This is a genomic window from Faecalibaculum rodentium (assembly GCF_001564455.1).
GTDB classification, from domain to species: Bacteria; Bacillota_I; Bacilli_A; order Erysipelotrichales; family Erysipelotrichaceae; genus Faecalibaculum; species Faecalibaculum rodentium.
Genome location: NZ_CP011391.1, coordinates 917954 through 937782 on the forward strand (window position 1 = coordinate 917954; position 19829 = coordinate 937782).

The following is a 19829-nucleotide window of genomic DNA, read 5'->3' on the forward strand; positions in this document are numbered from 1 at the left end:
CAAGACTGAAATCGGACAAATTGGCCAAAGGACCCTGTTGTGGCACTCTTGCCGAAGGCCTCCTGTTTGCCGGAGAAGCCGGACCTCCACAGGTTACGGATTGCGTCAACACACGGTTTTCGCTACCATGAAGATATGCTTCACTTACATACCCGCTCCTGCTGTTCCTTCCTGGAAAGCCCGCTGCGGCCGGAACAAATTGTGCAGTGTGCCAGGAATGCAGGGATGACTGCTGCCGCGATCACGGATCATGATGCCATGTATGGGGTCATGGAGTTTTATCATGCCTGCCGGAACGCAGACATGAAACCGGTGTTCGGACTGGAAACGGAAATCCAGGGTGTGCGGCTTCTGGTGCTGGCAAAAGACGACCAGGGTCTGCAGACATTGTATGCCTGGAATTCCAGAATCATGGAAGACCGCGTGAATCCACCTGTGTCCAGGGAAAACCAGCCGGCGGAAAATGAACCGGCACCTGGACAGTTTCCCGTCTTCCCGCATTGCGTGACGATTGCCCTGACCATCCGCGACCGGCTGGAAGAGGCGATGATCCGCCAGGATGAGCGGACGGTCCGGGAAATCCTCGTGGGTCTGAAGGAAACGCAGGAAGAATTTGTGACAGCCGAGGCCATGATGGATGTATCAGCCAGACGCAGCCGCCAGGCCTGGCTGGACGTGATTCTGCAGGATCTGCAGCTGCCCAAAGCGGCAGTTTCCTACGTACTCTATGAACAGGAAGAGGATGCCGCTTTGCTGCAGGTGCTCCGGGCCATTGCCGAAAACAAGCTGGCGACCGATCTGACACTGGATGTTGCCTGGCACAGGCAGTTCAGGACCCTGGAAGAAATGCAGCAGCTGTATTCCCCCGAAGCAATGGCCACGGCACAGGCTCTGGAAGACCGGCTGCATGTGACAATGTCCATGCAGAAGAGCAGCCTGCCTCCGTTTTCCAACCGGCTGGGACTCTCCAGCAGGGAGTTTCTGGTCAGGCTCGCAAAAACCGGCCTGAACCGGCGGCTGGCTGGTCACGTTCCGGAACGGTACCGCGAACGCCTGGAGTACGAACTGGATGTGATCACCCGCATGGGATTCACGGACTATTTTCTCATTGTATATGACATGATCCGGTTTGCCCGCAGCCGGGGCATGCTCACAGGGCCGGGCAGAGGGAGTGCTGCCGGCAGCCTGGTGGCCTGGAGCCTGGGAATCACCCACATCGATCCCATTTCCTCCGGGCTGCTCTTTGAACGGTTCCTGAATCCGGAGCGGATCACCATGCCGGATATCGATACGGATTTCCCGGATGACCGCCGCGACGAAGTGGTGCAGTATCTCCGGCAAGCCTATGGCCAGACCCACGTGGCACAGATCGCGGCCTTTTCCAACCTGAAAGCCCGGGCAGTGCTGCGGGATGTGGCCAAAGCCTTCGGCGTCCCCGCACGGGTGATCGACCCGGTCACCCGGCTGATCCCGAACATGTCGGGCATGACCATGGAGCGTGCCTGGCAGACGGTCCCCCGCCTGAGGACACTGGTGGAAGCGAAGCCCGGTCTCAGGAAAACCTGGGCCATGGCCCGCAGACTGGAAGGCCTCCCCCGGCATGTCACGACTCATGCCGCTGGTGTCGTGTTGTCAGACCAGGACATCCGGCTTGTGGCACCTCTTGTCTGGATGGACAGGAACACCAGCGCCACACAGTTTTCCATGGAGCACCTGGAGGAACTGGGCCTGATCAAAATCGATGTGCTGTCCCTGCGCAATCTCACCATCATCCGGGAAGTCCTGGACCAGATCGACAATCCACCCGATCTGTACACGATGCCCACCGATGACGAGGCCACCTGGGCACTGCTGGACCGGGCTGACACAACCGGTGTGTTCCAGCTCGAAAAAGAAGGGATCCGCCAGCTCCTGCGCCAGATGCACCCCCGTCAGTTTGAAGATGTGGCGGTTGTCCTTGCGCTTTACCGCCCGGGCCCCATGGCCGAAATACCGCATTACCTGCAGAACCGTGCACATCCGGAGTCCATTGTCTATCCGCATCCACTGCTGGAACCCGTGCTGAAGGAAACATATGGGGTCATGATCTACCAGGAACAGATCATGGAAACCGCCCGGATCATTGGCGGGTTCAGTCTGGGTCAGGCGGATATCCTGCGCAAGGCAATGTCCAAGAAACAGCAGGATGTGATGGGCCGGTACCGGGAGCAGTTTCTCGAGGGAGCCCTGGTGCAGGGGATCGATGCCGGGCAGGCAGCGGAGATTTTCAGCCTGATGGAAAAATTCGCCGGCTATGGATTCAACAAGTCGCACTCCTATGCCTATGGACGTGTGGCCTGGGCCATGGCCTGGCTCAAGGCCAATCATCCTCTGCCGTTTTACCAGAGCATCCTGAATCACGTGATCGGTGCCGAGGTGAAAACCGGGCAGTACCTGTACGAATGCCGCCAGCGCCGGATCCCGGTGCTTGGACCGGATATCCGGGTTTCCTCAGACCGCTGGCAGATTGAAAACGGAGCCCTGCGCATGCCACTGACAGTCATGAAGGGCATCGGGACCGCACTGCTGCCCAGGATCGTGGAAGTGCAAAAAAACGGTGAATTCCCGGGCGTGATCGACACCATTGCCAGGCTCTGGGCACAGAAAGTCAATGAAAGTCAGCTGCGGGTCCTGGTGGACGGAGGAGCCTTTGATTTTTACGGCATCAACCGCGCGACGCTGCGGGAGAACATGACCAGGATCCTGAACTATGCCCACATCATCCGGGTCGAGAAGGAGGAAGTGCTCTTTGACTACTCCATTGCCAGTGAACCGACGCTGGTGAAACACCGGGAAGATCCCATGGAGAAGAGCACACGGGAGAAGGCCGTGTTCGGGTTTTATTTCTGTGAACATCCAGTACAGACGCTGCGGAAGGGACGCTTTTCCAATACAGACCCTATTGCCTTCATACAGGATGTGACGGGATTTGTCCGGATCCTGGGACGGGTTGCATCCTATCATCCTCACAAAACGAAGAAAGGCGACCTGATGTGCTTCGTGACGGTGGAGGACGAAACGGGCCAGATCGATCTGGCGGTTATGCCGGATACCTTTGCCAGACAGCGCGATCTGATCCTGGAAGGCACGCTGCTGTATATACAGGGAAAGAAGGACCGGCCCGGTTCCGTGCTGGTGCGCTCCATGGAGAAAATCACCTCCGTCGCAGATACCGGCAGCCAGGCAGAACAGCGGCCCGATGCATAGCCGCACGGTGAAAAAGTGGATCATGACTGCGCTGACCCTGCTGGTGATGGCGGGCATCTTCCTGTTCTCCGGTGCAGACGGGACCAGATCCGGTATGCAGTCCGGTATCTTTGCCGGGCTGCTGTTCTGGATGAATCCGGAGGATGCCTCGTTTCTGGTCCGGAAGACGGCGCATTTCACGATCTATCTGGTCCTCGGCCTGTGCATGAACGGCACACTGCGGGAGTGGGGGATCCACAGCCGGTCCCGGCGGGCTTTTCTGTCAGTCCTGCTGTGCTTTCTGTATGCCTGCAGCGATGAATGGCACCAGACCTTTGTGCCTGGCAGAGCCGGACAGATCCGGGATGTGCTGCTGGATACCGCCGGCAGTCTGACAGGCACAGTGGCCGCAATTCTGATTCAGTGGCCGGCACACAGAAGGCGGAAAAACGGGACCGGGGTATGACACCTGACCGGTGTGTTTTTGCGGATGGCCGGAATCACCCGGAACGGAGACGAATCGCCCGGAATTGCCTGCAGTCATCCATTGATTTTCCTTTTTGACGCTTCTATAATAGAAACGTTGCAGACTGTACTAACTGCAACCGCACAGAAAAGGTTGAAGCGGTCATGCCGCACCTTGATGGCGAGTATCAGAATGAACAGGAGGTGCACGAGATGTACGCAATTATCGAAACAGGCGGAAAGCAGATCAAAGTCGAAGACGGAATGGAAATCTTCGTAGAAAAGCTGGATGCTCAGGAAGGCGAAACTGTCACGTTCGACAAAGTCCTCTACGTGGATGGAAAGATCGGACACCCGTTTGTGGAAGGTGCCACAGTCACCGGCACTGTTGAAAAGCAGGGCAAGGGCCAGAAAATCACCATTGTGAAATACAAGCCCAAGAAATCTTCCACACGCCGGAAGCAGGGTCACCGTCAGCCTTATACGAAAGTCAAGATCACAGCGATCCAGGCGTAAATGGTGCGTGTGAACATTGGCATTTCCGGAGACCTGATCCAGTCTGTCACTGTCAAAGGCCATGCCTGCAGCGGTGAATACGGTCAGGACCTGGTTTGTGCCGGCGTTTCGAGCATCATGACCGGAGCGCTCAATGCTCTGGACATCCTGTTTCCCGGCCAGTGCCGTCTTCGGATGGCGGACAACTGCATGGAAGCAGCCGCAGAAACCGGAAACGAACAGCTTCAGGCTGTGCTGCGGACCATCGTGATCCAGCTGGAAACGATGGAAGAAGGGTTTCCGGACAACATCAAAGTCATAAGGAAAGAGGTGTAATCATGCGTTTTACATTAGACATTCAGTTCTTTGCCTCCAAAAAAGGTGTAGGTTCCACGAAGAACGGTCGTGATTCCCACTCCAAGCGTCTTGGCGCCAAGCTGGCAGACGGTCAGTCCTGCCATGCAGGGTCCATCATCTACCGTCAGCGCGGCACAAAAATCCACCCGGGTGAAAACGTGGGCCGTGGCGGTGATGACACACTGTTCGCCAAAGTGGACGGTGTCGTCAAGTACGAGCGGATGGGCAAGGACAGGAAAAAAGTTTCTGTTTATCCCGCATAAGCTGAACAGGGCTGCCACTGGCAGCTTTTTTTAAAGCCGCTGCCCGGACATGCCCGCTATTGGCATTTTTGACGGCCGGCTCGTATCATAATTGTGACTGGAGGAACTCCTTAATGTTTACAGATCAGGTCAAGATACACTTGAAAGCCGGCAAGGGCGGCGACGGGCTCGTCAGTTTCCGGCATGAAAAATATATTCCCTACGGTGGTCCGTTCGGCGGAGATGGCGGAGATGGCGGAGACATCATTTTCGAGGCGGATCCTGGCCGCACGACGCTGCTGGATCTGCGCTACAACCGGAAGGTCGTGGCCCAACCCGGCGGCAAGGGCAAAAACAAGCGCATGCATGGCGCCAATGGAGAGGACAAAATCGTCAAGGTCCCCCTGGGTACGATCGTTCGCCGGGGAGATACCGGGCAGATCATAGCGGATTTGACAGAAGCGGGGCAGCAGGCAGTGGTGGCCAAAGGCGGCCGCGGCGGCCGTGGCAACTGTCATTTTAAAAGCAGCCGGAATACCGCCCCCAAGTATGCCGAGGACGGAAAACCGGGGGATGAATTCGATGCACAGATCGAACTGCGTGTCCTGGCGGATGTCGGACTGGTCGGATTTCCTTCCGTCGGCAAAAGCACCATGCTGGATGCAGTGTCCCGGGCCAGACCGGAGATTGGGGACTATCCCTTCACCACGATTCACCCCAATGTGGGTGTCGTGGAAACCGGCGACGGGCGGTCATTCATCATGGCAGACCTTCCCGGTCTGATTGAAGGAGCCAGCGAGGGCAAGGGACTGGGTCATCAGTTCCTGAAACACATTGAACGATGCCGGGTCATTGTGCATGTCATTGACATGGGTGGTGAAGAAGGCCGGGACCCGGTGGAGGACTATAAAATCATCAACGATGAGCTGAAGGACTACCATCTGCGGCTGCTGGACCGTCCCCAGGTGGTGGTGGCCAACAAAATGGATGAGGCACATGCCGAAGAAAACCTGAAGCGATTCAAAGAGGCGTATCCGGATGTGGAAATCTTCGAGACCACGGCCATCATTCACGAGGGCCTGGATCCTGTCCTGAGACGTGCTGCGGATCTTCTGGCGACCACACCGGCGTTCCCGATCGAAGGCACGGAAGAAAACCAGGAGGGTGTGGTCTACACCTTTGAGGAGAAGAAAAAAGAAGTCGAGATCGAGGAAGTGGAACCCGGAGTATGGCAGCTGTCAGGTCCACGGATCGAGCGCAACTTCAACATCAGCAAGCTCAATACCGAAGAGGATTACTATCTGTTCGCAAACCGGATGCGGTATCTTGGCATCGACAACCTGCTGCGGGAAGCAGGAGTCAAGGATGGAGACACTGTCCGGATCGAGAACTTCGAGTTCGAATTCGTGGAATAGCGTGTTCAGTGTTTACCGCCAGATGGCCAGGCCATCTGGCGGTTTTTTCAGAACAGTTCGTGGCTTTTCCGGCAGATTCTGCTGCCGTATTTGCCAGATGTTTTACCGGATGGATATTATACAGACAAGGAGGTGATCCCGTGAAACTGTGCCGCATGCTTTCTGTCTGCCTGCTGCCGGCATTCCTGCTGTCCGGATGTGCCGGAAACAAGGACTGCACCCTGAAGCTGGAAAAGACAGAAGGGTTCAGCTGGACATGGACTGTCGAAAACCCCGAAGATCCGCCGCTTTGTCTCTGGTTTCAGATGGCTGACTATGAAGAGACACCGGACAGCACTTTGGACCAGATCCGCCTGCAGCTGTCTTCCGGTCTTTCGGATCTGGAAGCCAGGCTTGAAGAGACCGGTCTGTACATGGAAGTGCATGGAAAGGACTGGTCAAATTTCAGTGACCATCCGGATATGATTCCATCGGGATACAGCTATATCCAGTCTCTGGATGACCAGAAGCTGGCGGTCGGGGAACAGACGCCGATCCTCGTGTTCCATTATGGTCATCCGCTGACCGACGACGACAGGAACGTGGACCATTCACAATGCAGAAAGCTCATGGCCGCATTTCTTGAGCTGGAAGCCGGCGGTGAACGCGGCAGGCCATGATCAGCCCCTGTCTGCCGGCGAACCGTGCCAGTACCCGATCTGCTGGAAAACAGCAAACTCCGCATCTGCCCGGGACCTGTGATGCGTCCTGACAAATGCGGAGTTTTTCTTGTGTGCCTGTTTCCCCGGCCGGCAGGGTTCAGTCGAATTCTCCGTCCTGTTCCATCTTCTGCAGATGGCGGCCCACACCATCCTCTGCACAGACAAAGTCCGTCACAGTATCCGCTGCAGCTTTCGTCGGTGCAGACCCGTTGGCCAGACAGATGCCGAGTCCTGCTTCCTGCAGCATGGTGATGTCATTATCCATGTCCCCAAAGGCGAGGATATCTGACAGCGGGATTCCCGTCTGTTCGGCATACAGCCGCAGGGCACTGCCCTTGGACACGGCCGGATCCATGAATTCCACTGCACCGGGAAATGTGCCGACGGTGATCCAGGCAGGATCGGGGTTGTCTTTGAGCAGCTTCAGGATCCGCCCCTGCTGGTCAGCAGGATACTGGACTTCCACTTTCCCGGCGGGTTCTGCCCACATTTCCTCCGGCTCCACTTTCCGGGCGAAGGAAGAGTTGCGCAGCATGGATCCTTCGATGAACTGATCCATCCGGGTGCAGATCACGTCATCGTATCCATCTCTGTAGATGATCGCATTCACGTCTTCTCCCTCCAGCAGCTTCATGATCTTCTTCACGGATTCTGTGGACAGCATGTTCATGTGCTGTGTTTCTTCCTCTCCCCGGACCCAGAGATCGCCGCCGTTCAGACCGATCACCGCATCGAATGCAAAGGGCAGATCCCACTTTCTGGCTTTCTCCAGGATCCGGCGGTCCATCGGCCGTCCCGTGGCCAGCCCGATCTTTACACCTTTTTCATGCAGCTTTGTCAGCTGTTTTTTTGTTTCCGGACCAAGAATTTCTCCTTTTTCCGCCAGAGTCCCGTCAATATCCGCAAACAGCGCCTTCCACTTCATGCCAGCATCCTCCTTCGACACCTTCTGTCGCTCTCAGATTGTCACATGTGGCAACCGGATGTTCAATCGAAACCGGATCACTGCGTCCACATTTTCTCCGGATTCAGGACTTTGTACCGCAGCCACAGAGCGCCGCTCTCCATCTGCCTGGTCTCTTCCAGCGCAAAGTGCAGCGGTCTGCCCTCTGGGTAGGCCATATTGCGAAACACCGAAGGGGTGTTTTCGGCACCATCCGCTGCAGCGGCCACCACCAGACTCAGCTCGTCGCAAAGGCCGGACTCCATGAACTTCCAGTTCAGGATCCCGCCGCCCTGCAGCATCAGCATGTCGATGTGAAACAGGGACTTCAGCTTCTCAAGCAGGCTGTCCCATTCCACGTCCTTCTCCCCTGCAATGATGTAGGGGATCCCCAGTGAGCGCAAAAACGCCCTGTAGGCATTGGAAGCCTGTTCTGTCAGCACTTCGATCACCGCAGCTTTCGTGGTTTCATACTGCAGATATGGAGAGTTCCACCCCAGCACACCCAGCGGATCCACGGAAACATAGTACATGCCGAAATCCGTATTCGTGATGTAGTCTCCGTCAGGCACCGCCGGAGCCCCGGGATCCAGATCTGGTCTGGCGTAGAACGTGAAATTCTCGTCTGTCGTCACACGCCCCGAGAGCCATCCCTGCATGGCATAGAACCGGTCGGGGCCAAAAGCCAGGTCATACAATGTCCCGACCGCTTTGATGCCCTTAAGCGTATCCAGAAATGTCCCGCTGATTTTTCCATCCAGGGATACCAGCATGTGGCAGAACACAAAGGGTCTGCCTGCAGCAGCATGGTCTGTCATGTCGTTTTCATCCTTTCCGCTGATGATGGTCATGTTCTCCGTCACAGGCACTTGTGGCTCAGGCGCCTGTGACTGCTTTCAGTGTAAGGCCATGGACCGCCATTCATTCCGCAAAAGCCTGCATGACAGCGTCTTCATGACAACCGGATTCCGTAAAACCATACGTATGGGAAGCGGATGATTTCTGTCAGGCCGGCGGCCTGAGGAAAGAAAAACCCGGGACACAGGTCAGAGTCTGACACTGTGCCCGGGTCTGCAGCGCGTATCGGTCCGACGCCGGCAGCCTCAGCGTTTCGGGGCTGTTAGAGAGAGCCCCACCCGGCCGCGTTTCCGGTCAACGTTATGAACCCAGACCTTGACAATCTGGCCCGTGGCCGCGATTTCCCGGGGATCCTTGACGAAGTGATCCGCCATGCGGGAAATGTGCACGAGTCCGTCATCGTGCAGTCCAATGTCCACGAATGCCCCGAAGCTGGTCACGTTGCGGACCGTTCCCTGCAGCTCCATCCCGGGAACCAGGTCCTCGATGGACAGGACATCCTTCTTCAGGACCGGTGCATCCAGGCTGTCACGCGGATCCAGGCCGGGATTGCGCAGTTCGCGGATGATGTCGATCATGGTGTCGGTTCCCACTCCCAGGCGTCTGGCTTCCTGAACCGGATTGATCCGCTTCAGGGAATCCCGGAAGGCCTGTGACCGCATATCGGCGGCATCCAGCCCGTGATCCTGGAGAAACTGCCGGGCAAAACCGTAGCTCTCCGGATGGATCCCCGTGGCATCCAGCGGCTCGACGCCATCCGGGATCCGGAGAAATCCCACTGCCTGTTCATAGGCTTTGGGCGTCAGCACAGATTCCAGCTGGGTTCTGGTCCGGATCGGCCGGGCCCTGAGGATTCTGGCAATCTGAGTTTTTGTGAGCCCGGACACATGCATCAGCAGGGAAGGAGAAGCTGTGTTCACGTCTGTGCCCACCCGGTTGACGGCTTTGTCTGTCACGAAATCCAGGGCTTCCTTCAGCTGCTTCTGCGGGACATCATGCTGATATTCGCCGATGCCCAGGGACTTTGGATCGATTTTGACCAGCTCGCTCAGCGGATCCTGCACCCTGCGGCCAATGGAAACGGCGCTCCGGGTTTCCACCGCCAGATCCGGAAATTCTTCCTTTGCAAGCTGGGAGGCCGAATAGACCGATGCCCCGGCTTCGGATCCGATCACATAGGATATCTCCGGAAACTCCCGGATGATATCTGCAACCAGCGCCTCGGATTCACGGCTCGCGGTCCCGTTTCCAATCACCACCACATCCGGTCTGTACTCAGTCAGAAGCTCCCTTGTGCGCCTGATTGCCTGCGCCTCCTGACCTTTTCCCCGGAAGGGATACACCACGTCTGTGGCGAGCAGGTTCCCCGAGGGATCCAGCATGGCAAGCTTGCATCCGTGCAGATATCCCGGATCCCACGCGAGCACCGACTTTCCTTTCAGGGGTCGCGTCATGAGCATGTTTTCCAGATTCACGGAAAATCCGGCAATGGCTGCATTGCAGGCCTTCTCCCGAAGTTCACTGCGGATCTGACGGCGCACACTGGGCACGATCAGCCGCACCAGGGCATCATGCATGACAGCCGACAGCCAGGAAGCGGCATCCGGCCGCCGGATGATCTGCCTGGCCAGTCGCTGTTCCAGGGCGGGGTAGTCGAACTCCAGGGCAATGGAGAGGATCTTTTCCTTCTCTCCGCGTTCCATTGCCAGTACACGATGGCCAGGGATTTTCCGCACAGGGTCTGCAAAATCGTAATACATCTCGTAGACACCCTTTTCATCCACGGCATCTTTCTTCTTTTTCGATTCCATGACTCCGGTTTTTTCCAGGAAGTTCTTCACCGTTTCCCGGATCTTCGGGTCATCGCTGAACTTTTCCGCCACGATCCACCCCGCCGCCTGCAATGCAGCCGGATCTTCATCCACCGGGAAAGGACGGTCCTGAGCCAGGATCCTGTCAGCCAGCGGTCCGTGACCGTCGGCAATCGCCTGTGTGGCTTTGGTTTTTCTCTTTTCTTTATACGGACGATAGAGTTCCTCGACTTCCGCCAGGGTCTTTGCTTCTTTCAGCGCAGTATCCAGTTCCGGTGTCATCAGTCCCTTTTCGCCGATGAGTTCCCGGACGGATTCCTTCCGGGCCTGAAGCCCCAGTGTGTAGGCATGAACCTGCTGGATCCGGCGAAGCTGGTCTTCGTCCAGACGCCCGGTGACTTCCTTGCGGTACCGCGCGATGAATGGAATGGTCGCACCGCCTTCCAGCAGTTCCAGGACAGCTGCCACCTGTCCTTCTTTGAGTCCCATGGACCCGGCAATCTGTTGTGTCATTGTCTGCATGCAGTCTATTGTACCGTGTCTGCAGGAGAATGCCGTGCTGTTTTTGGAAAAATGCCCGCATAGCCTGTCTGTCTTCGAAGCCGGAATGAGGATCCGGCATCCGCGGTGCAGGCGACAGAAATCCGGCAGCCAGGCCTGTTGTGACTGTGTCCGTTCACAATGTGATGAAGACAGGTGAATCTGTGATTGCCATGACGCCGATTTTCGCGCTACTATTGTTAAGTGTTAAGTTTGGACTGTCTGGACGGCAGTCCGGCCAGGAGGTATGTATGCGGCTGGTGACATGGAACGTGAATGGCCTGCGGGCAGTATTGAAAAAGGGATTTGAAGACATCATGGCGGCCCTGGACCCCGATGTGGTTTGCCTGCAGGAAACCAAGGCACAGGCTGACCAGATCGAGGTGGATGAAGGGCTCTTTCCCTGGCAGTATGTAAACTGTGCCAGGCGCAAGGGCTACAGCGGCACCATGATCCTGTCCCTGGTGGAACCGGCCATGGTGACTGCCGGCATTGGTGCAGAAGAACATGACGGGGAAGGGCGCGTTCTCACGGCGGACATGGGGTCCTTTTACCTGGTGAATGTCTACGTTCCCAACAGCGGAGACGGCCTGAAACGGCTGGAGTACCGTCTGGAATGGGACCGGGCTTTTTCTGCCTGGCTGCGCCGGCTCGAGGAAACAAAGCCGGTGCTGGCCTGCGGAGACTTCAACGTTGCCAGAACGGAACTGGATGTCTGGGATGAGGAAGCCGCTGCATCGGCAGCGGGCTACACTCTGCATGAACGGGAAAGCTTTCAGCAGAATTTTCTGTCGCACTTTGTGGACGTCTTCCGCACACTGCATCCGGACGACAGACAGTATACCTGGTGGAGCTACTATTCCAGAGGACGGGAACGCAATCAGGGAGAGCGCATTGACTACTGGCTGGCCAGCCCGAAGCTGATGGACAGGATCCGCGACATACGCATACGGGATGATATTTTCGGCAGTGACCATTGTCCCGTGGAAATCGAGCTGGATGACTGAAATCCGGACCGGCACAAGGCAGAAAAGGTCACAATAGGAAAAAGGACAGGGAAGCAATGAAGAAGTACTGGAAAAGTCTGTTTGCCGGAGGTGCCGTGGCACTGGCCGGCCGCCTGTATGCAGGAATGGATGACAAAGTGGCGGCAGCCATTCTGTTTTCCTTTGCCCTGTACATGGTCTGTCTGTTCGGACTGGATCTGTTTACAGGCAAAATCGGGTTCATCACGGACAGAGTCAAACCTGTATGGTGGTACGCTGCCGTATTCCTGGGAAATTTTGCCGGGGCTGCAGCGGTGGCCTTCCTGTGCATTGCGGCCGATCCCGGCCTCGTGGCTGCTGCTTCGGCCATGATCGATGCAAAGCTGGCGGTCCCCTGGTGGTCCCTGTTTTTCAGGGGACTGCTGTGCGGCATCCTGATGTATGCGGCGGTGGTGTCCTGGAAAAAATCCGGAAATCCGCTGGGCATCTTCCTGTGCATCCCGATGTTCATCCTGTCGGGGTTTGAACACAGCATTGCAGACATCAGCTATCTCTGCATGGGTCTGCGGTTCGATTTTCTGCCGGCCTTGCTGCTGATCGCTCTGGGGAATGCGGCAGGAAGCATTCTCGTGCATGTGACCAGAAATGGTATACTGAAAGTCTGATTGTTTCCGGCATGGCCGGACAGGAAAGGAGGCCGGACTGTGATTGCATTCATAGAAGGCACTGTACGGCAGATCCGGTCTGATTCTGTCGTGGTGCAGACCGGCGGGATCGGATTCGAGATCCTGACACCGGATCCGGCAGCTGTCTCTTCAGGCAGGCAGGGACTCTGGCATATATATGAAAGCATCCGCGAGGATGGATGGACACTGTACGGTTTCACGACCGAAGCCGATTATCAGGTGTTTCTGTCTCTGATCGGCGTCAAGGGAATCGGCCCCAAATCCGCCCTGCAGATCCTGACAAAGGCCGGGGGACGCCGGATCCTGGAGGCTCTGGAAAAGGAAGATGTGTCCGCTCTGAAGGCTTTGCCGGGCATTGGCCCGAAAACCGCCAGCCAGATGCTGCTGGACATGCGCGGACGCCTGGTGAAGATGCGACCGGAAGCAGAACCGGCAGCGGCAGGAACCCGGCAGTGGCAGGAGACAGTATCGGCCCTGGAGAACTTTGGCTACAGAAGCCAGGACATAGCTCCGCTGGAGCCCGAACTGGCTTCCAGGGAGCTGCCGGTCCAGGACATGATCCGGGAAGCCCTGCGGCTTCTGGCGAAACGGAAGGGGGTGTAGCCGTTGGAAGACAGACTGATGGACAGCCGTGAACTGGCACAGGATGAGAAAGAGAGCTCGCTGCGGCCGGGAACGCTGGATGAGTACATAGGACAGCAGTCGCTCAAAGACAATCTTCGTGTCTTCATACAGGCAGCACGCAGCCGGAATGAGGCACTCGATCACGTCCTGCTGTATGGACCGCCTGGACTGGGAAAGACCACACTGGCGTATATTCTCGCCAGGGAAATGGGCGGACAGCTCCGTATGGCTTCCGGGCCTGCCATCGAAAAAAGCGGCGACCTGGCTGCGATCCTGTCCACCATTGAACCCGGGGATGTCCTGTTCATTGACGAAATCCACCGGCTGCCCCGGCAGGTGGAGGAAATCCTTTACCCTGCCATGGAGGACTACTGCCTGGACATTGTGGTGGGAAAGGATGCCGGGGTTCACACGATCCGGCTGTCCCTGCCGCCCTTTACTCTGGTTGGCGCCACAACACGTGCCGGCGATCTGTCGGCTCCCCTGCGTGACCGGTTCGGCATAGTCAGCCAGCTGGAATATTACGGTCTTCCGGAACTGGAAAAAATCGTGGACCGGACATCGCGGGTGATGAATACAGACACGGAGCCGGGTGCCCGGCGGGAGATTGCCCGAAGAAGCCGCGGTACGCCGCGCATTGCCAACCGTCTGTTCCGCCGGGTGCGGGATTTTGCCCAGGTGTTCAATGACGGATTCGTGACGGAAGACATCGCAAGAGAAGCTCTGGACCGCCTAAAGGTGGACCATATGGGGCTCGATTCTGTGGACTACCGGTACCTGACAGGGCTGATCGACCGGTTCCAGGGAGGACCGGCCGGTCTCGAGGCCCTGGCGGCCTCCATAGGCGAGGAAAGCACCACACTGGAGGATATGTATGAACCGTATCTCCTGCAGATCGGATTCATCAACCGGACTCCGCGTGGACGGGTGGCAACACCCAGAGCCTATGCCCACCTGGGAAGAAAAGGGGACGACGGATGTCAGAATCAGTCAGAGTGACACCTGAAATGCTGCTGCCCCTGGCCTGTAAAATTCTCGGGCGCCTGGAACCGGACCAGTCGAGATGGATGACATGGCTTGAAACACCCGAACTGCACAGTCCGTCTCAGGCAGATGCAGTGGTCCAGGCTGCTGCCCGCCTGAAACAGGCTGCGGCCAGTCACGAAAAAGTGATCGTGGCCGGTGACTATGATGCAGACGGTATCCTGGGCACGGCGATTCTGACCGGTGCCCTGCGGCGTCAGGGCATAGAAACGGGATTTTACATTCCGGACCGCATTCGGGAGGGGTATGGACTCCAGGAAAAAACGGTGCGGCTCGCACACGAGAAGGGTTATTCGCTGCTGGTGACTGTGGACAACGGTGTCAGGGCAGAAGAAGCCCTGGCCTGTGCCGCAGATCTTGGGATGGATGTGATCGTTACGGATCATCATCAGTTTGAGACACCGCCGCAGGCCGCATGGTTCGTGCATCCGGCACTGATGGAGCCTGAGTTTTCCACTCTGTGCGGGGCTGCAGTTGCCTGTGAGCTCCTGCGACATGCCGGGTGGGCAACAGACTACGAACTGCTGCTGGCAGGTCTGGCCAGTGTGGGAGACCAGATGGCAGTCACCGGGCAGACACGGGCATTGATTTTTCAGGCTCTCGAGCAGCTGAAAACAGATTGTGATCCTCACGTCCGGCTGCTGGCACAGGGAATCCCGGAGAATGAAACGGATCTGTCCTTCCAGGTGATTCCCAAAATCAATGCGCTGGGGCGGCTCTCGGATCTGGCCAACGCGAACAATGCTGTGCGGTTCTTTCTCACAGACGATTTTCGTCAGATTTCCTCCCTGGCGCAGGGCATCTGTCAGATTAATGACCGCCGCCGCGAGATGTCCGGACGAATGGTGCAGGAAGCACAGTCACGGGTCCGGCCCGGATCAACCGTGATCTTTCTGGAGGACCCGACATGGCATGAAGGCATCATCGGCCTGGCCGCAGGGAGCCTGTGTGAAACCACCGGCCGGCCGGTGATCCTGGCAGCCCGGGGACAGAGCGGACTGAAATGCAGCATGCGCTCCCCGGAAGGGGTGGACTGCATGGACCTCCTGAAGGGATTTGACCGGTTTGTCACCCTGGGGGGTCACAGCCGGGCAGCAGGCTTTTCCCTTGATCTGAAAGACAGAGACGATTTTGAGGCCTATCTGAAAACAGTCACGGTCCCCCATGCGCAAAAAGCGGATCCGCTGGATGTAAAAGCAGCGGACCTCACGGTCCCGGCCATCCGCCAGCTGGATGCACTGCGTCCCTTTGGAACGGGTTTCGAGCTTCCGGAACTGCGGATCCAGGATCCTGCTGTCGCTTTTGTCCGTGACCTGAGCGCCGGCCGTCACCGGCGGTATGTGCTGGAAAACGGTCTGGAAGCCATGCGGTTTAATCAGCCTGATTCAGAAAAGACTCTGTCGCCAAACCAGATCCGCTGGCTGACGGGCAAACCGTCCGTGAATGTCTGGATGCAGACGGCCAGGCCGCAGCTTATACTCAGCGCTGTGGGGACCTCACAGGAATAACTTGAATCAAAACGGCAGAGGGTCTGACGGCTTCTGCCAGTGCAGATATACCGTCAGAACTGAAGGAGACGATCGACCATGGAACTCAATGACTACATCGCCAGCATCCCCGGCTTTCCCAGGGAAGGCATCATTTTCCGCGACATCACCCCGATTCTCGCATCCCCGAAAGCCATGCGCCATGTGACCCGCAAACTGGCTGACTTTATCGAAGACCAGAATGCGACACTCGTTCTGGCGCCCGAAGCCAGAGGGTTTCTTTTCGGTCTTCCCGCAGCTGTGGAAGCGGATGTGGCGTTTGCGCCTGTCCGCAAACCCGGCAAGCTGCCACGGACCGTGGTGGAGGAAACCTATGACCTGGAGTACGGTACCGACACCCTGCAGATCCATGCAGATGCCATCCAACCCGGTGACCGGGTGGTGATCGTGGATGATCTGCTTGCCACCGGAGGCACCGTGCAGGCAATCCGCCATATGGCGGAAAAATGCGGTGCTGAAGTTGTCGGCACAGCGTTCGTTGTGGAACTGGACGACCTGAAGGGAAGGGACCGCCTGGAGGATGTTCCGATTCTCTCTCTGGTTCATTACGAAGGAGAATAACAGCTGAAGCGGATGCCTCTGACTGACCGGAAAGAGGTGCTGCACCCTGCCGATGGAAAGGAGGACACATGAGCAGACGGAAATCAGTGACATTCGAGGAGTGCTTTGCCAATATACAGACGTACATCCGGAAGCCGGAAAATCTGGCCCTGATCGAAAAGGCCTGGCAGTTTGCCCACAAACACCATGAAGGGCAGTTCCGCAAAAGTGGGGAGCCCTATGAAATCCATGTCATCCAGGTCGCTTACATCCTTTCCACGCTTCACTCGAGCCCCACAACCATCGTGTCAGGCCTGCTGCATGATACGGTGGAAGACTGCGAGGAAGTGACCACGGATATCATCCGCGAGGAATTCGGCCAGGATGTGGCGGCGATCGTGGAGGCCGTCACAAAAATCGGCGCCATCAAATTCAAGGACGAAAAGGAGTACCTGGCCAGCAACCACAGAAAGCTGTTCATTGCCATGGCCAAGGACATCCGGGTGATTCTCGTAAAGCTCGCGGACCGGCTTCACAATATGCGGACTCTGCAGTACATGAAGCCCGAGAAGCAGAAAAAAATTTCCAATGAGACACTGTCCGTATATGCGCCCATTGCACACCGCCTGGGTATCTCCCAGGTCAAAAACGAACTGGAAGATCTTTCCTTCAAGTACCTGGAACCGGCAAAATACGAAGAAATCAAGAATCTGGTCCGCCAGCGGGAGGAAGACCGCAATGATCAGGTCCAGATGATGATCAAAGAGATCCAGGATATGCTGGATGTATATCACATTCCTTACCGGATCTTCGGGCGCAGCAAGCATTTCTATTCCATCTACAAGAAAATGATCACCAAGAACAAGCGCTTCGAGGAGATCCTGGACCTGCTGGCTATCCGCATCGTCACAGACACCGAGCTGCACTGCTATGAAATCCTTGGCTACATTCACGCCAAATACCGCCCCATTCCGGGACGGTTCAAGGACTACATTGCCATGCCCAAGGCCAACATGTACCAGTCCCTGCATACCACGGTGGTGGAACCGACCTGCGGCAGTATTTTCGAGATCCAGATCCGGACCGAGGATATGGATGCGGTTGCGGAACGGGGCATTGCGGCGCATTACCGCTACAAGGAATCGCCGGATACAGCCGCACTGGGCCAGAAAGAGCTGGAGGACAAGCTGACCTGGTTCCGGGATTTTTCCATGATGACGGATGAGGAAAGCGAAGATCCGCTGGAGTACATGAATGTGCTCCAGAAGGATATATTTGAAGCCAATGTCTACTGCATGACACCCCGTGGAAAGATCATTGCACTGCCCCAGGGATCGTGTCCCATTGACTTTGCCTATCGTGTTCACACGGAAGTGGGACACAAGACAGTTGGAGCCACAGTAAACGGTGCCATAGTTCCGCTGAATACCCAGCTTAAGACCGGGGATGTGGTTTCGATCCTCACGAACAAGAATTCTCCGGGACCGTCGGCGGACTGGATCAAAATCGTGAAATCCGGCCATGCCCGCAACAAGATCCGGGCTTTCCTGCAGAAACGGGACCAGCAGGACCGGAAAGACCGGGTGCATCAGGGTCAGCAGATGCTGGAAGACGAACTCCGGCGGCTCAAAGGCGATGCAAAGGATCTCGATATCCGCAAGGTGGAATCCATCCTTTCCAGTCTTTCCCTGAAAAGCGCGGACGATCTTTTTGCCGGCCTGGCTGACAGAAAGATCAGTCTGCAGGCCGTAACCGACCGCCTGATCCGCAACAAGCCCGGTGCTGTGGATGACGAAGAGATCATGAAGATCTACAATCGGGCTGCCGGGCGCAGTCACCGGACCTCGGAATGCGGTGTGGTGGTCCCCGGCATTGACACGATCCAGGTCTCGCTGGCAAACTGCTGCTCCCCGATCCCCGGCGATTCGATCATTGGCTATATATCCAAGGGGCAGGGCGTCAAGGTGCACCGGACGGACTGTCCGAACATCGTCAATGAGAAAAAGCGGCTGATTCCCGTGAACTGGGACCAGGAACCGGAGGACAAGCAGTATGAAGTGAAACTGCTGATCCGCAGTGACGACAGAAACTACCTGCTGTCCGATATTGTCACGACTCTGCAGCAGAACAATGCCGCACTGAAACACGTGGATTCTGCAGTGGATGACAACAACCTCACCGCCACGACGAAACTGACCGTGGGAGTGCATGATGCCAGACATCTGACGACCCTCATGGCCAATCTCAAGAAAGTCCGCAGCGTGAATGAAGTGATCCGGACGATACAGTGATCGGGAACAGGAACAGAAGAAAGGAGCCGGGTGCATGAAGCGTCTTCTGCAGCTCAAGCGCGCCATACAGTCAATGGAAGACAACCCGCAGGACCAGGTTCCGTTTCTGGAGGAAGCCGCAGCCCTGGGTGACTATGACAGCATCCGGACGCTGATTCACTGCTATACCTATGGAGACTACGGCCTGGAGCCGGACCCCGTCCAGGCTTGCCGATACACCGTGCTCGGCGCACAGCTCGGGGAAGGATGGTGTCTGTACAACGCTGCCATCTGCGCACAGGAAGGGCGTGGCTGTCCTGTGGACCTGCCGCAGGCCATGACCTGGATGAAACAGGCCGCCGCAGCTGATGTCCCGGAAGCCTGGCTGCCCTGTGCCCGCATGCTCATGAGCCGGGAGAAAGACTTTGCGGAAGCAAGAAGGCTGATCTGTCATGCGATTGCCCATGGCCAGGAAGAGGAAGGCAGACTCCTGCTTGGCCGGCTCTGCTCGGAAGAAGGCATGAACCTGCTCGAAGACGGAAAACACAGGGCTGCGGAACAGGTGCTCCTGGAAGGGGCGGCTTTGGACGATGCAGACTGCCTTGTCAGCCTGGCCTTTGAATACTCCATTGAAGACGGCGTGGGACAGGATCCGCAGAAGACCTTTGACTGCAGCATGAGAGCTGCGGATCTAGGTCACCCGGCAGGCATGTACAATGTGTCCATGTGCCTTCGGGAAGGTGTCGGAACCGCCCAGGATCCCCGAAAGGCCTTTGAATGGATGAAAAATGCGGCCAAATCTGGATTTGACGAAGCGGCACTTCCGCTGGCCCAGCATTATCATTACGGGATAGGGGTGCATCCCGATGACAGACAGGCCCGGTTCTGGCTTGAGAAAGCGCTGGAAACGGAACAGGATCCCGACCGTCGGGAGATGGCTCAAAAGCTGAAACAGAAACTGGAGGCCCAGGCTCAACCGCAGTCCTGAGCCTTCTTTTCCGTTCTGGCATTCAGCCGGGAATCTCCGTCGCAAAGGGCACGGCAAAGGCCCTGTCTGCACGTTTTCACTATACTGATAGG

General features: G+C 56.9%; 18 protein-coding genes and 1 other annotated feature. Of the genes, 15 read left to right on the forward strand and 3 right to left on the reverse strand.

Features of this window, described 5'->3' with window-relative positions; genetic code table 11:
• Positions 1 to 135 precede the first annotated feature (135 nt).
• The 7 genes from aalo17_RS04540 (at position 136) to aalo17_RS04570 (ending at position 6858) form a co-directional block, all read left to right on the forward strand.
• Positions 136 to 3246 (forward strand): DNA polymerase III subunit alpha, encoded by a 3111-nt coding sequence (locus aalo17_RS04540; protein ID WP_082743245.1) that lies wholly within the window; start codon positions 136 to 138, stop codon positions 3244 to 3246.
• Positions 3247 to 3268: 22 nt separating this feature from the next.
• Complete coding sequence (locus tag aalo17_RS04545; protein ID WP_158507715.1) at positions 3269 to 3691, forward strand: VanZ family protein; 423 nt, start codon at positions 3269 to 3271, stop codon at positions 3689 to 3691.
• A gap of 127 nt (positions 3692 to 3818) precedes the next feature.
• Positions 3819 to 3889, forward strand: a sequence feature (ribosomal protein L21 leader region).
• A 14-nt stretch (positions 3890 to 3903) separates the two neighbouring features.
• Positions 3904 to 4206 carry a 50S ribosomal protein L21 gene (gene rplU / locus aalo17_RS04550; RefSeq protein WP_067560105.1) on the forward strand — a complete coding sequence of 101 codons (303 nt, stop codon included), beginning with the start codon at positions 3904 to 3906 and terminating at the stop codon, positions 4204 to 4206.
• 9 nt (positions 4207 to 4215) lie between these two features.
• Complete coding sequence (locus tag aalo17_RS04555; protein ID WP_158507716.1) at positions 4216 to 4521, forward strand: ribosomal-processing cysteine protease Prp; 306 nt, start codon at positions 4216 to 4218, stop codon at positions 4519 to 4521.
• A gap of 2 nt (positions 4522 to 4523) precedes the next feature.
• The gene (rpmA, locus tag aalo17_RS04560; protein WP_067556119.1) at positions 4524 to 4805 is read left to right on the forward strand and encodes a 50S ribosomal protein L27; all 282 of its coding nucleotides are present in this window, start codon (positions 4524 to 4526) and stop codon (positions 4803 to 4805) included.
• 113 nt (positions 4806 to 4918) lie between these two features.
• A complete protein-coding gene (gene obgE / locus aalo17_RS04565; protein WP_067556121.1) occupies positions 4919 to 6199 on the forward strand; it encodes a GTPase ObgE in 1281 nt (426 codons plus the stop codon).
• A gap of 140 nt (positions 6200 to 6339) precedes the next feature.
• On the forward strand, positions 6340 to 6858 hold the full coding sequence (locus aalo17_RS04570) for a hypothetical protein (protein WP_067556122.1): 519 nt from the start codon (positions 6340 to 6342) through the stop codon (positions 6856 to 6858).
• 139 nt (positions 6859 to 6997) lie between these two features.
• Here the strand turns inward: aalo17_RS04570 and aalo17_RS04575 are convergent, their stop codons facing one another.
• The 3 genes from aalo17_RS04575 to aalo17_RS04585 all read right to left on the reverse strand — a co-directional run bounded on the left by aalo17_RS04575 (position 6998) and on the right by aalo17_RS04585 (position 11034).
• A complete protein-coding gene (locus aalo17_RS04575; protein WP_067556124.1) occupies positions 6998 to 7825 on the reverse strand; it encodes an HAD family hydrolase in 828 nt (275 codons plus the stop codon).
• Positions 7826 to 7902: 77 nt separating this feature from the next.
• Positions 7903 to 8694, reverse strand: coding sequence for a dihydrofolate reductase family protein (locus aalo17_RS04580; protein ID WP_236940510.1), 792 nt, complete (start codon positions 8692 to 8694; stop codon positions 7903 to 7905).
• A 252-nt stretch (positions 8695 to 8946) separates the two neighbouring features.
• The gene (locus aalo17_RS04585; RefSeq protein ID WP_067556126.1) at positions 8947 to 11034 is read right to left on the reverse strand and encodes a Tex-like N-terminal domain-containing protein; all 2088 of its coding nucleotides are present in this window, start codon (positions 11032 to 11034) and stop codon (positions 8947 to 8949) included.
• Positions 11035 to 11303: 269 nt separating this feature from the next.
• On the opposite strand from aalo17_RS04585, the gene aalo17_RS04590 reads away from it, so the two are divergent.
• The 8 genes from aalo17_RS04590 to aalo17_RS04625 all read left to right on the forward strand — a co-directional run bounded on the left by aalo17_RS04590 (position 11304) and on the right by aalo17_RS04625 (position 19737).
• A complete protein-coding gene (locus aalo17_RS04590) occupies positions 11304 to 12059 on the forward strand; it encodes an exodeoxyribonuclease III (RefSeq protein WP_067556129.1) in 756 nt (251 codons plus the stop codon).
• Entirely contained in the window at positions 12056 to 12703 is a 648-nt protein-coding gene (locus tag aalo17_RS04595; RefSeq protein WP_257721855.1) for a formate/nitrite transporter family protein, read from the forward strand. Before aalo17_RS04590 ends, aalo17_RS04595 begins: the two co-directional genes overlap by 4 nt.
• Before the next feature lie 39 nt (positions 12704 to 12742).
• Complete coding sequence (gene ruvA, locus aalo17_RS04600; protein ID WP_067556136.1) at positions 12743 to 13327, forward strand: Holliday junction branch migration protein RuvA; 585 nt, start codon at positions 12743 to 12745, stop codon at positions 13325 to 13327.
• A gap of 18 nt (positions 13328 to 13345) precedes the next feature.
• Positions 13346 to 14347, forward strand: a complete 1002-nt coding sequence (gene ruvB, locus aalo17_RS04605; protein ID WP_067560109.1) for a Holliday junction branch migration DNA helicase RuvB — start codon at positions 13346 to 13348, stop codon at positions 14345 to 14347.
• Positions 14326 to 15900, forward strand: a complete 1575-nt coding sequence (locus tag aalo17_RS04610; protein ID WP_067556140.1) for a single-stranded-DNA-specific exonuclease RecJ — start codon at positions 14326 to 14328, stop codon at positions 15898 to 15900. Before ruvB ends, aalo17_RS04610 begins: the two co-directional genes overlap by 22 nt.
• A gap of 78 nt (positions 15901 to 15978) precedes the next feature.
• Positions 15979 to 16500, forward strand: coding sequence for an adenine phosphoribosyltransferase (locus aalo17_RS04615; protein WP_067556142.1), 522 nt, complete (start codon positions 15979 to 15981; stop codon positions 16498 to 16500).
• 68 nt (positions 16501 to 16568) lie between these two features.
• Positions 16569 to 18770 (forward strand): RelA/SpoT family protein, encoded by a 2202-nt coding sequence (locus aalo17_RS04620; protein WP_067556145.1) that lies wholly within the window; start codon positions 16569 to 16571, stop codon positions 18768 to 18770.
• Between the two features lie 34 nt (positions 18771 to 18804).
• Positions 18805 to 19737, forward strand: a complete 933-nt coding sequence (locus tag aalo17_RS04625; protein WP_067556148.1) for a tetratricopeptide repeat protein — start codon at positions 18805 to 18807, stop codon at positions 19735 to 19737.
• Positions 19738 to 19829: the final 92 nt, after the last annotated feature.

Coding starts and splice junctions, on each gene's coding strand:
- aalo17_RS04540 (WP_082743245.1), top strand. CDS start 136: ATGCTTCACTTACATACCCGCTCCTGCTGTTCCTTCCTGGAAAGCCCG.
- aalo17_RS04545 (WP_158507715.1), top strand. CDS start 3,269: ATGACTGCGCTGACCCTGCTGGTGATGGCGGGCATCTTCCTGTTCTCC.
- rplU (WP_067560105.1), top strand. CDS start 3,904: ATGTACGCAATTATCGAAACAGGCGGAAAGCAGATCAAAGTCGAAGAC.
- rpmA (WP_067556119.1), top strand. CDS start 4,524: ATGCGTTTTACATTAGACATTCAGTTCTTTGCCTCCAAAAAAGGTGTA.
- obgE (WP_067556121.1), top strand. CDS start 4,919: ATGTTTACAGATCAGGTCAAGATACACTTGAAAGCCGGCAAGGGCGGC.
- aalo17_RS04575 (WP_067556124.1), bottom strand. CDS start 7,825: ATGAAGTGGAAGGCGCTGTTTGCGGATATTGACGGGACTCTGGCGGAA.
- aalo17_RS04580 (WP_236940510.1), bottom strand. CDS start 8,694: ATGACCATCATCAGCGGAAAGGATGAAAACGACATGACAGACCATGCT.
- aalo17_RS04585 (WP_067556126.1), bottom strand. CDS start 11,034: ATGCAGACAATGACACAACAGATTGCCGGGTCCATGGGACTCAAAGAA.
- aalo17_RS04590 (WP_067556129.1), top strand. CDS start 11,304: ATGCGGCTGGTGACATGGAACGTGAATGGCCTGCGGGCAGTATTGAAA.
- ruvB (WP_067560109.1), top strand. CDS start 13,346: ATGGACAGCCGTGAACTGGCACAGGATGAGAAAGAGAGCTCGCTGCGG.
- aalo17_RS04610 (WP_067556140.1), top strand. CDS start 14,326: ATGTCAGAATCAGTCAGAGTGACACCTGAAATGCTGCTGCCCCTGGCC.
- aalo17_RS04615 (WP_067556142.1), top strand. CDS start 15,979: ATGGAACTCAATGACTACATCGCCAGCATCCCCGGCTTTCCCAGGGAA.
- aalo17_RS04620 (WP_067556145.1), top strand. CDS start 16,569: ATGAGCAGACGGAAATCAGTGACATTCGAGGAGTGCTTTGCCAATATA.
- aalo17_RS04625 (WP_067556148.1), top strand. CDS start 18,805: ATGAAGCGTCTTCTGCAGCTCAAGCGCGCCATACAGTCAATGGAAGAC.